The organism is Streptomyces himastatinicus ATCC 53653, assembly GCF_000158915.1.
GTDB classification, from domain to species: domain Bacteria; phylum Actinomycetota; class Actinomycetes; order Streptomycetales; family Streptomycetaceae; genus Streptomyces; species Streptomyces himastatinicus.
The window spans coordinates 3131299-3132436 of the sequence record NZ_GG657754.1; the positions used below are offsets into that span (position 1 = coordinate 3131299).

Consider the following 1138-nt stretch of genomic DNA (forward strand, 5'->3'; position numbering starts at 1 on the left):
CCTGGCCGCGAGCGGCCGCGTCGTCCAGGGCGAATTCCATCCGGCGGGCACGGCGCACGAGTGGTGCGACGCCACCGTGCTGCGCCGCCTGCGCCGCCGGTCGCTGGCCGCGCTGCGCCAGGAGCTGGAGCCCGTACCGCCCTCGGCGCTCGCCGCCTTCCTCCCCCAGTGGCAGCATCTGGGCACCCACAGCCTGCGGGGCATCGACGGGCTGGTGCGCGCCATCGAGCAGCTCCAGGGCGCGCCCGTTCCGGCGTCCGCCCTGGAGAAGCTCGTCCTGCCCTCCCGGGTCGGCGACTACAGCCCGACGATGCTGGACGAGCTGGCCGCCGCCGGTGAGGTCGTCTGGGCCGGGGCGGGCGCGCTGCCCGGCAAGGACGGCTGGGTCACCCTCCATCTCGCCGAGACCGCGCCGCTGCTCCTGCACACCCCGCACCCCTTCGAGGCGGGGCCGCTCCACCAGGCCGTGCTGGACGCGCTGGCCGGGGGCTTCGGGCTGTTCTTCCGGCAGATCGCCGAGCAGGTCCGGGCCGCCGGTCACGACTTCCAGGACGCCCAGCTCGCCGAGGCCATATGGGACCTGGCCTGGTCCGGCCGGCTCACCGGCGACACTCTGGCCCCGCTGCGCTCCCTGCTGGGCTCGGGCCGCACCGCGGGCGCCACCGCGCACCGCGCCAAGCGCACGGTCCCCCGGGGCCGTTACGGCACGCTGACGGGGCGCACCGGCCGCCCCACCGCCTCGCGCAGCGGGCCGCCGACCGTCGCCGGGCGCTGGTCGCTGCTGCCGGAGCGCGAGCCCGAGCCCACCCACCGGGCGCACGCCCTGGCGCGCACCCTGCTGGACCGGCACGGGGTGGTCACCCGCGGGGCGGTCGCCGCCGAGGGGGTCGAGGGCGGCTTCTCCGCCGCGTACCGGGTGCTGTCCGCCTTCGAGGAGACCGGCCAGGCCCGCCGCGGCTATGTGGTGGAGGGGCTGGGGGCAGCGCAGTTCGCGATGGACGGCGCGGTCGACCGGCTGCGGGCGGTCAGCACGGCGCGCGACCGGGCGGCGGGTGCGGCCTTCGGCGGTCACAACAGTTACGGCGGCCAAGGCAGTTTCGGCGGCCCGGGCGGTCAAGGCGGTTACGGCGGCCCGCCG

Annotated in this window: 1 protein-coding gene; it reads left to right on the forward strand. The window is 77.6% G+C overall.

The features are described from left to right. On the forward strand, positions 1-1138 hold a 1138-nt coding region (locus tag SSOG_RS12675), incomplete at both ends, for an Lhr family ATP-dependent helicase (RefSeq protein ID WP_039937372.1).